Here is a 12,810-nt window from a genome sequence, read left to right on the forward strand (position 1 = left end):
CGCCCCGTTCATCGGCGCCGGCGGGACTCAGGACCCGCGGACCAGGGGGATCGTCATGGTGAACGCCGTGGCGCCCGGCCGGCTGGTCAGCGTGATGCTCCCGCCGTGGGCCCGCACCAGTGACAGGGCGACCGCCAGGCCCAGGCCGCTGCCGCCGCGGTCACGGGTGCGGGCCTTGTCGATGCGGAAGAAGCGGTCGAAGACGTGCTCCTGGTCGGCGGCCGGAATGCCCGGGCCGGAGTCGGTGACCCGCACGACGGCGGCGCCGGACGCGACGGACACCTCGACCGCCACCTCGGTGCCGGCCGGGGTGTGCACGGCGGCGTTGGTGAGGAGGTTGTCCAGGACCTGCCGGATGCGCAGGGCGTCGAGCCGCAGCCGCACCGGGCCCGGACCCGCCGTCACGGACAGCGGATGGTCCGGGCGGCTCGCGCGGAACGCGTCCGCCGCCTGCCGCACCAGCTCCGCCAGGTCCGCCTCCTCCAGCCGCAGCGGGGCCTCCACCTCGGCGGCGTCCAGCCGGGCGAGCAGCAGCAGATCGTCCAGCAGGACGCCCATCCGGGCGGCCTCGGCGCGCAGCCGGGCCAGGTGCTTCTCCCGCTCCTCGGGCTCGTTGGCCGCCGCGTACTGGAAGAGGTCCGCGTAACCGCGTACCGACATCAGGGGTGTGCGCAGTTCGTGCGAGGCGTCCGCGACGAACCGGCGCAGCCGCTGCTCGGCCTCCGTACGGACGGCCAGCGAGTCGTCGATGTGCTCCAGCATGGTGTTGAACGCGGTACGCAGCTCCTCGACCTCAGGGCCACCGTTCCCGCGGTCCGCGCGCACCGGCAGCCGGGCCGAGTCCGTGAAGTCGTGCGAGGTGATGCCGCGGGCCGTGTGCGCCATGTCGCTGAGCGGCCGCAGACCCCGCCGCAGCACCGCCCGGCCGAACACCACGAGCCCGACCAGCGCGAGCGTGAACCCGATGACCTGGACCGTGACCAGCTGGTCCATGGTGTCCTGGATGTCCTCCAGCGGGGCCGCGGTGACCAGGACCACGCCGGGCTCGAACTCGCAGGCCCGCAGCCGGTACGCGCCCTCGTCCTTGATGCGGGTGGTGTGGAAGATCTCCTTCGCTCCCGCGCGGGCCAGCGACTCGGCGACGGCGGTGAGCTGGCCCACGTCCTTCGGCACGTCGCTGGGTCTGCGCAGGACGGCGGAGTCGCCCGACACGTCGTACACGGCGGTGTACCAGCCGTAGTACGGCCGCCGCTCCACCGTTCCGTGGGCCTCGGCGTCCTTGGACTGGGTGATCTGGACCAGCTTCATCTGGTCGTTGAGCTGGCGCTCCAGGTAGTCCCGCATGTACGTCGACAGCGCGGCGCCGACCGCGGCGAAGACGACCAGCGAGAGCACCCCCATGCCCAGCGCGAGCCGGGTGCCGAGCCGGAGCCTGCGGTACGTGTCGCGCAGACGGCGGATCACTCCGTGACCTGCCGCACCACGTACCCGACGCCCCGCACGGTGTGGATCAGTGTCGGCCCGTCCGCGCCGTTGCCGTCGACGCCGTCGACACCGTCGAGCTTGCGGCGCAGCCGGCTGATCACCAGCTCCACCACGTTCGAGCGGCCACCGAAGCCGTACTCCCACACGTGGTCGAGGATCTGGGCCTTGGTCAGGACCGTCGGCGACTTCCGCATCAGGTAGCGCAGGACCTCGTACTCGGTCGGGGTGAGGGTCAGCAGCCGCTCACCGCGGCGCACCTCGCGGGTGTCCTCGTCCATCGTCAGGTCCGCGACCGTGAGCACGGACCGCTGGAAGGCGGGACCGGCGCTGCGGCGCAGCACGGTCCGCAGACGGGCCATGAGCTCCTCCACCGCGAACGGCTTGACCAGATAGTCGTCGCCGCCCCTGGTGAGGCCCGCGACCCGGTCCGCCACGCCGTCCCGCGCGGTCAGGAACACCACGGGCACCATCGTCCCGGACAGCCGCAGCCGGTCGAGGACGGCGAAGCCGTCGAGGCCGGGCAGCATCAGGTCGAGCACCACGATGTCCGGACGGAACTCCGCGGCCCGGTGCAGGGCCTCCTCGCCGGAGTTGGCGGTGACCGCCTCCCAGCCCTCGTAGCGGGCGACCGTCGCGACCAGGTCGGCGATGGGCGGATCGTCGTCCACGACGAGAAGTCGTACTTTTTCCACGTGCCCATAGTGCGTCACGTGGCCTGCGATGCCATGGCCGAGGGCCCGTCGAGTCCACATCGATAACCACTTGAAAGTTCAGCGACAGGAAAACGACAGCTCCCACCAGGCAGGCTCGGAGTCCCAGGACCCGATCAAGGAGCTGCCGTCCGTGACTACAGTCCAGAGGACCGCCGCGCCGCCACCCGCGGCGGTACGTCCCAAGGTCGTGGCCCGCACCGGCCTGTACGGCGTGCTGGCCCTGAACGTGGTCGTGGTGACCGTGTTCTTCGTCCAGGCCGGCTTCGCCTCCAACACCCTCATCGTGCTGGGCCGGCTGGCCGGGCTGTACGGCGCGCTCCTGATGGCCTTCCAGCTGCTGCTCGTCGCCCGGCTGCCGTGGCTCGACCGCCGTATCGGCATGGACCGGCTGACGTCCTGGCACCGCTGGGTCGGCTTCGGCCTGCTGTTCACACTGCTCGGGCACGCCGTGTTCATCACCTTCGGCTACGCCCAGTCGTCCTCGATGGACCCGGTGAACCAGCTGGTGGACCTCGCCGAGACCGTCGAGGGAGTGCTGCGCGCGATCGTCGCGCTGGGACTGATCCTCGTGATCGGCGCGGTCTCGGCCCGCTTCGCCCGCCGCCGGCTGGCGTACGAGACCTGGCACTTCATCCACCTGTACACATACGTCGCGGTGGTTCTGGCCTTCACTCACCAGGTCGCCGCGGGCACGACGTTCACCGCGTCGTCCGCGGCCACGACGTACTGGTACGTGCTGTGGGGCGTGGCGCTCGGCTCGGTGCTGCTGGGCCGGCTGGTGCTTCCGCTGTGGCGGAACCTGCGGCACCAGCTGCGGGTCTCCGCCGTGGTGCCCGAGTCGGACAACGTCGTCTCGGTCTACATCACGGGACGCGACCTGGACCGGCTGCCGGCCCGCGCGGGCCAGTTCTTCCTGTGGCGGTTCCTGACCAGGGACCGCTGGTGGCAGGCCAACCCGTTCTCCCTGTCCGCTGCCCCGGACGGCCGGACGCTGCGGCTCACCGCCAAGGCGGCCGGTGACGGCACCGCCGCACTGCGGCACCTCAAGGTGGGCACCCGGGTCTTCGCGGAGGGGCCGTACGGAGCCTTCACCGCGATGCACCGCACCCGGCCGGAGGCCGTGCTCATCGCCGGCGGTGTCGGCGTCACCCCCATCCGGGCCCTGCTGGAGGAGCTCCACGGCCACGCCGTGGTCATCTACCGGGTGGCCACCGACCAGGACGCCGTCCTCTACGAGGAGCTGCGGGACCTCGCCCTGGTCAAGGGCGCCGAGCTGCACCTGGTGTCCGGGCCGGCCACCCCCGACAGACTGGCGCCCCACGAGCTGGCGCGGCTCGTGCCGGACATCGGCGACCGGGACGTCTTCCTGTGCGGGCCGCCGCCGATGATGAACGCGGTCCTGGGCAGCCTGCGCGAGCTGGGCGTACCCAAGCAGCAGATCCACTTCGAACGCTTCAGCCTGGCGGGATGAGAGAGACATCGTGAAGCGAGTAATACCTGTCCTGGTCCTGACCGTCGCGGGCCTGGTCCCGGTGTGGCGCTACGCGCCGTCGGACGGCTCGACCACGACCACCGAGGCCGCCTCACCCGCCTCGACACCCTCCGCGTCGTCCTCCGGCGGCTCGGCCCGGGTGTTCACGGGTACGACCGTGGACACCGAGAAGGGCCCCGTACAGGTAGAGGTGACGTACGACGGTGACAAGATCACCGCCGTGAAGCTGCTCCAGCAGCCGAACCATCCGCAGACCGAGGCCGCCGTGCCGAAGCTCGTCGCGGAGACGCTGCAGGCGCAGAGCGCCGACGTCGACACGGTGTCCGGGGCCACGATCACCAGCGACGGCTACCGGGAGTCGCTCCAGGCCGCCATCGACGCGCAGGCCGAGTCCGCCGCGGCCGCCTCCTCGGCCTCACCGTCGGCGTCCGCCGCGGCCTCGCAGGTCGTGGCCGGCTCCACGGTCGACACCGAGAAGGGCGCCGTGCAGGTCGAGGTGACCTTCGAGGGCGACACGATCGCTTCGGTACGGATGCTGCAGCAGCCGAACCATCCGCAGACGAAGGCCGCCGTGCCGAAGCTCGTCGCGGAGACGCTGCAGGCGCAGAGCGCCGACATCGACTCGGTGTCCGGGGCCACGATCACCAGCGAGGGCTACGTCGAGTCCCTGCAGGCCGCCCTCGACGCGAAGAGCTGACGGCGATGCCGAGGACCGAAGAGAGGACCGAAGAGGCGTCGCCGGCCGGCGTGGTGCACCGGGTCGAGCACATCATGGGGCTGCCCATCTCCCTGCGCGTCGAAGACGGCGGCCCCGGCCGGGACACCGCCCGGGCGGCGGATCCGGTGTTCGCGTGGCTGCGCGAGGCCGACGCACGGTTCAGCCCCTTCCTGCCCGACAGCGAGGTGTCCCGGCTGGACCGGGGCGAGCTGGAGCCGCACGAGCTGAGCCGGGACCTGACCGAGGTCCTCGGCCTGTGCGAGCGGTACCGCGTCGAGAGCGGCGGCGCCTTCCAGGTGCGGTTGCCCGGACGCGGCCTCGACCCCTGCGCCATGGTCAAGGGCTGGGCGGTCCAGCGGGCCGCGGAACTGCTGCGGGCGGAGGGCGTGACGACGTTCTGCCTCAACGCGGGCGGCGACGTGGTCGCGGCCGGCCGTCCCTGGCGGGTCGGCGTCCGGCACCCCGAGCGGGCCGACCAGCTGTGCACGGTCCTGGAGATCACCGACGGGGCGGTGGCGACCTCCGGACGGTACGAGCGCGGCGACCACATCCTCGACGGGCGCACCGGCCGTCCGGCGACCGGGCTGCTCAGCCTGACGGTCGTGGCCTCCTCGCTCACCGAGGCGGACGCCACGGCGACCGCGGCGTTCGCGATGGGCACGGACGGGATCGACTGGGCCGCCGCCCGCGCGGGATGCGAGGTCTTCGCCGTGGACGCCGAGCGGCGGGTCTTCCGCACCCCGGGATTCCCCGGCGCGGGCTGACGGCCGGGCGCGGCCCGCAGGGCCGCGCCCCTCTCCATGACAGCCAGGACCTCAAGGGCTCCGGCACCCGCAACCGCGGGTGCCGGAGCCCTTTTCCGGCGTACGGACGAGCCAGTGCCCGGGGCGGCCTCCTGGCCGGTGAGGCTGCCGTGGGATTCGGGCGACGATATGGCCAACCAAATTGTTGACAATCCTGGCGGTCTGGATTTACGTTCGCCAGGCACTCACTCAGGAAGGGCACACATGCCGGAAGAAGTCCGTCCGAGCACCGGAGAGCAGGCCAGACAGCATGCGCTCGCGCAGCTGCGGCAGGCGATCCTGCGCGGCGAGATGGCACCGGCCCAGCGGCTGGTGGAGAACGAACTCGCCGAGCAGTTCGGTGTGACGCGGGCCAGCGTCCGGGCGGCTCTGATCGAGCTGGAGTCGGAGGGGCTGGTCGAACGGATCCGCAACCGCGGCTCGCGGGTGCGGGTGGTGACCGTGGAGGAAGCGGTCGCCATCACCGAGTGCCGCATGGTCCTCGAAGGGCTGTGCGCGGCCAAGGCGGCCGTCGAGGCCAGTGACGAGCAGCTGACCGAGCTGTCGGACCTGGGCGTGGCGATGTCCAAGGCCGTGGCCGACGGCGAACCCATGACCTACTCCGAGCTCAATCACGAACTGCACGCCCGGATCAGGCAGTTCTCCGGCCAGCAGGTGGCCGACGGACTGCTGGACCGGCTCAACGGTCAGCTGGTCCGCCACCGTTTCCAGCTCGCGTTGCGGCCGGGCCGGCCCCAGAAGTCCCTGAGCGAGCATCTGGCCATGATCGAGTCGATCAGGGCCCGGGACCCGCAGGCGGCCGAGTCGGCCGCCCGTCTCCACCTCGCGGGTGTGATCGACGCACTGCGTGAGTGACGCGTCGAGCGCATGACGCCGCGGGGTGGGCCAACCGGCCTGTCCAGCAAGGAGATCGCAGCAATGACGTACGCCAACGCGCCCGGCATCCCACGATCGACCCTCGTCGTCACCGCGCACGCCGGGGACTTCGTGTGGCGGGCAGGGGGAGCCATCGCTCTCGCCGCCTCCCGGGGTGAGAAGGTCACCATCGTCTGCCTGACCTACGGTGAGCGCGGCGAGTCCGCGAAGGCCTGGCGCGAGGGCCGGTCGCTGGAGGAGATCAAGGGGATACGCCGGGGTGAGGCCGAGGCCGCCGCCGCCACCCTCGGTGCCGAGGTCGTCTTCTTCGACGCCGGCGACTACCCCCTGACCGTCACGCCCGAGCTGACGGACCGGTTGGTGGGCGTCTACCGCAACACCCGGCCGGACGTCGTGCTGACCCACCCGCTCGACGACCCGTACAACGGCGACCACCCCGCCGCCGCGCGGACGGCCCTGGACGCGCGTGTCCTCGCGCAGGCCGCCGGCCACCCGGCAGCGGGCGAGGTCATCGGCGCCCCGCCGGTGTTCTTCTTCGAGCCGCACCAGCCCGAGATGTGCGGCTTCAGGCCGGAGGTCCTCCTCGACATCACCGAGGTCTGGACGGCCAAGCGCAGGGCGATGGAGTGCCTGGCGGCCCAGCGGCACCTGTGGGACTACTACACCGACCTCGGGACCCGGCGCGGCGTGCAGCTCAAGCGGAACGCCGGGCCCAACCTCGGTCTGCCGCACATCACGTACGCCGAGGCGTACATGCGCCCGTACCCGCAGGTGACGGGGGAGCTGGCATGAGCGGCCTGATCGTCACCAACCCGCCGAAGGCGCCCGGGAAGGACGTCGAGGCCCTCGCCGGGTACGGCGTCGCCACCGTGCACGAGGCGCTCGGCCGCACCGGTCTGCTCGGCGCGGCCCTGCGGCCGATCCAGCAGGGCGTACGGGTCGCGGGCACCGCGGTCACGGTGCTCGGCTGGCCCGGCGACAACCTCATGATCCACGCGGCGGTCGAGCAGTGCGGCGAGGGCGACATCCTCGTCGTCACCACCACCTCGCCCTCCACGGACGGCATGTTCGGCGAGCTGTTCGCCACCGCGCTGCGACACCGGGGCGTCCGCGGCCTGGTCACCGGCGCCGGAGTGCGCGACACCGAGGAGCTCCGCGCGATGGGCTTCCCCGTCTGGGCGGCGGCCGTGTCCGCGCAGGGCACCGTGAAGGCCACCGGCGGCTCGGTCAACGTGCCCGTGGTCCTCGGCGGGCAGAGCGTCCGGCCGGGTGACGTGGTCCTCGCCGACGACGACGGTGTCATGGTCGTGCCCCGCGAGCGGTCCGCCGAGGCCGTCGAGGCGTCCGCCGCGCGCACCGTAAAGGAGGAGGCGTCCCGCGCCGCGTTCGCCGCGGGCCAACTCGGCCTGGACCGCTACGGACTGCGCGAGACGCTCGTCCGTCTCGGGGTGCGCTACCAGTCCTACGAGGAGTACCGGCGCGAGCTCGACGGCGGAGCGGAGCCGTGACCGGGCCCGGGGGAGTGCGCTGCATGCTCATGCGCGGCGGCACGTCCAAGGGCGCGTACTTCCTGGCGGGGGACCTGCCCGCCGAACCCGCCCCGCGCGAGGGCCTGTTGCTGCGGATCATGGGCAGCCCCGACCCGCGGCAGATCGACGGTCTCGGCGGTGCGCACCCCCTGACCAGCAAGGTGGCCGTGGTCTCCGTCTCCGCCGACCCCGGGGCGGACGTGGACTACCTGTTCCTCCAAGTCGGCGTCGACAAGGCCGAGGTGAGTGACCGTCAGAACTGCGGGAACCTCCTCGCGGGAGTCGGGCCGTTCGCCGTCGAGCGCGGGCTGGTCGTCCCGGACGGCGACCGTACCTCCGTGCGGATCCGCATGCTCAACACCGGGGACCTCGCGGTCGCGGACTTCGCCACGCCCGGCGGGCGCGTCGACTACTCCGGCTCCGCCGAGATCTCCGGTGTGCCGGGGGCCGCCGCACCGGTGGTGATCGGGTTCCCGCAGGGCGGCAGCCCGCTGCTGCCGACCGGCCGGGTGCGCGACCTCGCCGCGGGCACGCCGGTGACCTGCGTCAACAACGGCATGCCGACGGTACTCATCGCCGCGTCCTCCCTCGGTGTCACCGGGTACGAGACGCCCGCCGCCCTGGAGGCCGACCAGGTGCTCGCCGCTCGGCTCCGGGCGATCCGGCTGGAGGCCGGAAGGCTGATGGGCCTGGGCGACACCGAGCACGCCACCGTGCCCAAACTCAGCCTGCTGGCACTGCCGTTGGACGGTGGGGCGGTCATGACCCGCACCTTCATCCCGGTCCGCTGTCACACCTCGATCGGCGTCCTGGGCGCCGCGAGCGTCGCCGCCGGCCTGCGGATCGAGGGCGGTGTCGGCCGGTCCGTGGCCCGCCCGCCGGACCACGGGGACCGGGTGCGCATCGAGCACCCCACCGGATTCCTCGACATCGAGACGACCCTCGCGCACGACACCCCGGGCGCCCTCCCGGTGGTCCGGCGCACCGCGGTCGTCCGTACCGCTCGCAAGATCTTCGACGGCACGGTCTTCCCCCGGCCGGCCGGAGCCGCACACCACCCCTCCGGAGCCGCACACCACCCCTGAGGAGGCCTCATGGCCCCGCCGCTCGGCGACATCGCCCACCTCGGGCACGTCGAACTGCTCACCCCCGACCTGGACGCCAGTGTCGGGTTCTTCACCGACTACCTCGGCCTCACCGAGAACGGCCGTTCCGGAGCCTCCGTGTACCTGCGGACCTGGGACGACTACGAGCACCACAGCCTGACCCTGACCGCCCACACGACGTCCGGGATCGGCCGCACCGCCCTGCGCGCCTCCAGCGAGGAGGCCCTTCGGCGCCGGGTGGAACAGGCCGAAAGGGCGGGCCGACCGGGCCGCTGGACCGAGGACGAGCCGGGGCTCGGCCCGCTGTACGTCACCACCGACCCCGACGGTCACGAGATCGCCCTCTACTGGGAGAGCGAGTGGTACCGGGCGCCCGAAGGACTGAAGCCCGGCCTGAAGAACCAGCCGCAGGCCAAGCCCGGTCACGGAGTGGGCGTACGCCGCCTGGACCACGTCAACTTCCTCGCCGCCGACGTGGCTTCGAACGCCGGCTTCGTCCACGAGGTCCTCGGTGCCCGCCCGACCGAACAGATCCGGCTCGACAGCGGCAGGATCGCCGCTCAGTGGCTGACGTTCAGCAGCAAGTCATACGACATCGTCCACACCGAGGACCGGACCGGCTCCCAAGGGCGCCTGCACCACATCGCGTTCGCCACCGACACCCGCGAGGACATCCTGCGCGCCGCCGACCTCGCCCTGGACACCGGTGTGTTCATCGAGACCGGCCCGCACAAGCACGCCATCCAGCAGACGTTCTTCCTCTACGTCTACGAGCCGGGCGGCAACCGGATCGAGCTGTGCAACCCGCTCACCCGCCTGGTACTGGCCCCCGACTGGCCACTGGTCACCTGGACCGAGGCCGAGCGGAGGAAGGGCCAGGCCTGGGGCCTGAAGACCATCGAGTCCTTCCACACCCACGGCACACCACCGGTTCCTGTGACTGTCGACGAGAACGACGAGAACGACGAGAACGACGAGAACGGTGACAACCCTCGGGCGGATTCCTGACCGGCATGTTCCTCGGCAGCGCCCAGACCGTGATCTACGCGCCGGTCCCGATCCGCTCGGCTCCCGACAGCCGGGCCACCGCCGTCGGCCGGGCGTCGGGCTGCCCCCGCACCCGGCTTTCCGCAACCGAGGCCCGAGGCGAGCGGTCACGGGAGGACGGGAGGACGGGACGCTCAGTCGTGGGCGTGCCGCTGGTGTCCCGCCAGCGCGTGGGAGATGTCCCGCGTCGCCGGGTACAGCCGGAGGTACAGGTCGTACAGCTCGTCGTAGCGGACGCGCAGACGCGGGTCCGGGGCGACCCGCTCACGCACCGGGTTCCACACGTCGATGCGGGGGGCGCCGACCGCGCCGGCGGCCAGGAACGCCGCGCCGTAGCTCGCGCCGAGCGAGACGGCCCTGACCTCCTGCTCCAGACCGGTCACCGAGGAGACGATCCCGGTCCACAGGCCGCCCCGGGTGCCGCCGCCCACGGCGACGACACGGCGGATGTCCGCACCGGCGGCACGCATCGCCTCGACGTTGTGCCGGACACCGAAGGCCGTCGCCTCCAGGGCCGCGCGGTAGAGGTCGCCGCGGGTGTGCTCCACCGTCAGCCCGGCGATCACCCCGCGCGCGTGCGGATCGGCCACGGGTGTCCGCTCGCCGGCGAAGTACGGCAGCATCAGCAGCCCTCGCGCGCCGGGCCCGGAGGCCTCGGCCCCGGCGAGCAGCGCGGTGTGGTCGGGCGTGCCGAACAGCTCACGCAGCCAGTCCGTGATCACACCGGACGTGGCCATGCCGCCCGCGAGACTGCGCGTACCTGGCAGGGCGCCGACGGTGCTCCACAGTTGGGGCACCAGCAGGCGGTCGGAAAGGGTGTTGATCAGGAACATGGTGCTGCCGTACATGAGCATGAGGTCGCCGGTGTGCTGGGCCGCCACGCTCAGTGCCTCGGACCAGGCGTCGACGGTGCCGGCGATCACCGGGACCCCGACGGGCAGTCCGGTGGCGGCAGCGGCCTCGGCCGTCACCTGCCCCGCGATGTCTCCGGGCCACAGCAGGCGCGGCAGCTCCAGCCACGGCGCGATGTGCCGGACCCATGGTTCGTACCACTTCTGGGCGACGGAGTCGTACAGCGGGACGGCCTGGCTCGCCGAGTGGTGGTCGAGCACGTAGGCCCCGGTGAGCCGGCGCACCAGATACGAGCTGGGCATGTACAGGCGCCGCGCCCGGGCGACCACGTCCGGTTCGTGCTCCGCCAGCCAGGCGATCTTGGGGCCCACGGCCTGGGTGGACAGCAGGGAGCCGCAGCGCCGCAGTACGGCGTCCCGGCCCAGCTCGGCCTCCAGCCGGGTGATCTGCTCGGTGGCCCGGGTGTCCACGCCGTACAGGACCGCCGGCCGTAGCGGGGTGTCCGCCCCGTCGGTGAGCGCGACACAGGGGCCCATGCCGCTGACGCCGACCGCCGTGACGGAGGTGCCGTCCGGCGCCGACGCGAGCAACTCCCGGGTGAGGGAGGCGAACTCCTCCCACCACACCGGCGCGTCCATCTCGACGTGCCCGGGGCGCGGGCGGTCGACGGTGTGCGGCCGGACAGCCGTCGCGAGCACCGTCCCGTCGTCGTCGACCAGCACGCCCTTGCTGCTGGAGGTGCCGATGTCGACCCCGAGCACCGTCATGTCCCCGTGTCCCCCGATCCGTTCACCCGTGACGGCCGTGCGGCCCCGGGGCGGCCTCCGGTGGACCGCCCCACCCGATGTTCTACGGGATCGACAGGGACCCGTCGCGCTGCGGCGGGATCGCCACGCCGTTCTGCTGGAGGGCGACGGTGCGCGCGGGGGACGGGATGCGGATGCCCTCCACGCGGTACCGCTTGTGCAGTCGCTTGATGAACTCGTGCTTGATCCGGTACTGGTCGCTGAACTCGCCGACGCCCAGGATCACGGTGAAGCTGATCCGCGAGTCCCCGAACGTGTGGAAGCGGACGGCGGGTTCGTGCTCGGGCATCGCGCCCTCGATCTCCGTCATGATCTCGGTCACGACCTCGGAGGTGACGCGCTCCACGTGTTCCAGGTCGCTGTCGTAGCCGACGCCGACCTGCAGCGTGATGGTCATCTCCTGTTCCGGACGGCTGTAGTTGGTCATGTTGGTGCTGGAGAGCTGGGCGTTCGGGATGATGACGAGGTTGTTGGAGAGGTTGCGGACCACGGTGTTGCGCCAGTTGATGTCGACGACGTACCCCTCCTCCCCGCTGGTGAGGCGGATGTAGTCGCCGGGCTGGATCGTCTTGGAGGCGAGGATGTGGATGCCCGCGAAGAGGTTCGCGAGGGTGTCCTGGAGGGCCAGCGCGACCGCGAGACCGCCGACACCCAGCGCGGTCAGCAGCGGGGCGATGGAGATACCCAGGGTCTGCAGGACGACCAGGCACCCGATGGCCAGGACGAGGACCCGGGTGATGTTGACGAAGATCGTGGCCGATCCGGCGACCCCCGAGCGCGACTGGGTCACGGCCCGCACGAGGCCGGTGATCACGCGCGCGGCGGTGATGGTGGCGGCGAGCATGATCAGGACCGTCAGGATCTGGTTGACGGTGTGGTTGACCTTGCCGGTCAGCGGCAGCGCCGCCGCGGCGGCGGCCACCCCGCCCGTGATCGCCGCGACCGGGACGAGCGCGCGGAGCGCGTCGACGAGGACGTCGTCGCCGGTCCACCGGGTCCGGGTCGCGTGCTTGCCCAGCCAGCGCAGGAGGAGGCGGAGCAGGACGGTCGCCGCGAGCCCGACGGCCAGCCAGACACCCGCCACGATCCAGTCGTGCACAGTGAGGTCTCGGTTCACCGACTGACTCCCGTCGTGCCGGGAAGGGGGCGTGCGCCCGGTATGTGATGTGTCGTCACCTTGTGGCCACCTGCTGCTCGATTTCCGGGATGTGCGACCCCGCCGGAGCCGACGACTGTCGACCGGCGGGATCCGCTCATCTTGCTACATACGTACGGGTGCTCTGTCGCGGAGCCGCTCGGGTCAGGCCATCTCCCACGCACACCGCCGCCAACTCGGCGTGTCTCCCGGCCTGTTGGCGCCTCCGTCGGCCGGTGTGGGCGCCG

Annotated in this window: 12 protein-coding genes; 8 read left to right on the top strand and 4 right to left on the bottom strand. The window is 72.0% G+C overall.

Features of this window, described 5'->3' with window-relative positions:
* Nucleotides 1-27: 27 nt before the first annotated feature.
* Both KUF83_RS33565 and KUF83_RS33570 read right to left on the bottom strand, forming a co-directional pair.
* Nucleotides 28-1,464, bottom strand: coding sequence for a cell wall metabolism sensor histidine kinase WalK (locus tag KUF83_RS33565; protein WP_217458784.1), 1,437 nt, complete (start codon nt 1,462-1,464; stop codon nt 28-30).
* Nucleotides 1,461-2,177, bottom strand: a complete 717-nt coding sequence (locus KUF83_RS33570; protein WP_217458785.1) for a response regulator transcription factor — start codon at nt 2,175-2,177, stop codon at nt 1,461-1,463. The genes KUF83_RS33565 and KUF83_RS33570 overlap by 4 nt, the downstream gene beginning before the upstream one ends.
* A gap of 151 nt (nt 2,178-2,328) precedes the next feature.
* Between KUF83_RS33570 and KUF83_RS33575 the strand changes: the two genes are divergently transcribed.
* From KUF83_RS33575 to KUF83_RS33610, 8 genes are all read left to right on the top strand, one after another.
* Nucleotides 2,329-3,669, top strand: coding sequence for a ferredoxin reductase family protein (locus KUF83_RS33575; protein WP_269251302.1), 1,341 nt, complete (start codon nt 2,329-2,331; stop codon nt 3,667-3,669).
* Between the two features lie 10 nt (nt 3,670-3,679).
* Nucleotides 3,680-4,387 (top strand): FMN-binding protein, encoded by a 708-nt coding sequence (locus tag KUF83_RS33580; protein WP_217458787.1) that lies wholly within the window; start codon nt 3,680-3,682, stop codon nt 4,385-4,387.
* A gap of 53 nt (nt 4,388-4,440) precedes the next feature.
* Nucleotides 4,441-5,172, top strand: coding sequence for an FAD:protein FMN transferase (locus KUF83_RS33585; protein WP_217458857.1), 732 nt, complete (start codon nt 4,441-4,443; stop codon nt 5,170-5,172).
* Nucleotides 5,173-5,415: 243 nt separating this feature from the next.
* Complete coding sequence (locus tag KUF83_RS33590) at nt 5,416-6,066, top strand: GntR family transcriptional regulator (protein WP_217458788.1); 651 nt, start codon at nt 5,416-5,418, stop codon at nt 6,064-6,066.
* Between the two features lie 63 nt (nt 6,067-6,129).
* Nucleotides 6,130-6,879 carry a PIG-L deacetylase family protein gene (locus tag KUF83_RS33595; RefSeq protein ID WP_217458789.1) on the top strand — a complete coding sequence of 250 codons (750 nt, stop codon included), beginning with the start codon at nt 6,130-6,132 and terminating at the stop codon, nt 6,877-6,879.
* Nucleotides 6,876-7,595 (top strand): 4-carboxy-4-hydroxy-2-oxoadipate aldolase/oxaloacetate decarboxylase, encoded by a 720-nt coding sequence (locus KUF83_RS33600; protein WP_217458790.1) that lies wholly within the window; start codon nt 6,876-6,878, stop codon nt 7,593-7,595. Before KUF83_RS33595 ends, KUF83_RS33600 begins: the two co-directional genes overlap by 4 nt.
* A gap of 23 nt (nt 7,596-7,618) precedes the next feature.
* Nucleotides 7,619-8,701: a 4-oxalomesaconate tautomerase gene (locus tag KUF83_RS33605; protein WP_254644731.1), complete on the top strand. Its 1,083-nt coding sequence runs from the start codon at nt 7,619-7,621 to the stop codon at nt 8,699-8,701.
* Nucleotides 8,702-8,710: 9 nt separating this feature from the next.
* Nucleotides 8,711-9,730, top strand: coding sequence for a catechol 2,3-dioxygenase (locus KUF83_RS33610; RefSeq protein WP_217458792.1), 1,020 nt, complete (start codon nt 8,711-8,713; stop codon nt 9,728-9,730).
* Between the two features lie 173 nt (nt 9,731-9,903).
* Here KUF83_RS33610 and KUF83_RS33615 read toward each other — a convergent pair whose 3' ends face one another.
* Nucleotides 9,904-11,388, bottom strand: a complete 1,485-nt coding sequence (locus KUF83_RS33615; RefSeq protein ID WP_217458793.1) for an FGGY-family carbohydrate kinase — start codon at nt 11,386-11,388, stop codon at nt 9,904-9,906.
* A gap of 82 nt (nt 11,389-11,470) precedes the next feature.
* On the bottom strand, nt 11,471-12,544 hold the full coding sequence (locus KUF83_RS33620; RefSeq protein ID WP_217458794.1) for a mechanosensitive ion channel family protein: 1,074 nt from the start codon (nt 12,542-12,544) through the stop codon (nt 11,471-11,473).
* Between the last annotated feature and the right edge of the window lie 266 nt (nt 12,545-12,810).

This window comes from Streptomyces sp. BV286 (genome assembly GCF_019090165.1).
Lineage (GTDB): Bacteria > Actinomycetota > Actinomycetes > Streptomycetales > Streptomycetaceae > Streptomyces.

Excerpts from the sequence above, each read along its gene's own strand:
- KUF83_RS33590 (WP_217458788.1), top strand. The coding sequence starts at position 5,416 with ATGCCGGAAGAAGTCCGTCCGAGCACCGGAGAGCAGGCCAGACAGCAT.
- KUF83_RS33595 (WP_217458789.1), top strand. The coding sequence starts at position 6,130 with ATGACGTACGCCAACGCGCCCGGCATCCCACGATCGACCCTCGTCGTC.
- KUF83_RS33600 (WP_217458790.1), top strand. The coding sequence starts at position 6,876 with ATGAGCGGCCTGATCGTCACCAACCCGCCGAAGGCGCCCGGGAAGGAC.
- KUF83_RS33610 (WP_217458792.1), top strand. The coding sequence starts at position 8,711 with ATGGCCCCGCCGCTCGGCGACATCGCCCACCTCGGGCACGTCGAACTG.
- KUF83_RS33615 (WP_217458793.1), bottom strand. The coding sequence starts at position 11,388 with ATGACGGTGCTCGGGGTCGACATCGGCACCTCCAGCAGCAAGGGCGTG.
- KUF83_RS33605 (WP_254644731.1), top strand. The coding sequence starts at position 7,619 with ATGCTCATGCGCGGCGGCACGTCCAAGGGCGCGTACTTCCTGGCGGGG.